The organism is Pseudoruegeria sp. SK021, assembly GCF_002119405.1.
Classification (GTDB): Bacteria; Pseudomonadota; Alphaproteobacteria; order Rhodobacterales; family Rhodobacteraceae; genus Meridianimarinicoccus.
Map to the genome: position 1 here is coordinate 1 of NZ_MTBG01000184.1, position 246 is coordinate 246.

The following is a 246-nucleotide window of genomic DNA, read 5'->3' on the forward strand; positions in this document are numbered from 1 at the left end:
CAGAGCATTGTCATAGGAATCTCCGACACTGCCAACGGACGGCGCGATTTTGGCTTCGGCCAGCCGCTCTGTGTATTTAATCGACAAATATTGCGATCCGCGATCCGAATGATGCACCAGTTGGTCCTGCGCTGGCCTGCGTTGATGGATGGCCTGTTCCAAAGCATCCAAGACGAAGCCTGCGTTTGCCGTGCGACTTGCCCGCCAGCCGACGATCCGTCGCGCAAACACATCAATGACGAAGGC

The 246-nt window shown here is 56.5% G+C and carries 1 protein-coding gene; it reads right to left on the minus strand.

Features of this window, described 5'->3' with window-relative positions; translation table 11 throughout:
* Positions 1-246 (minus strand): DDE-type integrase/transposase/recombinase (locus tag BV911_RS19065; protein ID WP_139840180.1); only part of this gene is annotated, 246 nt, incomplete at both ends.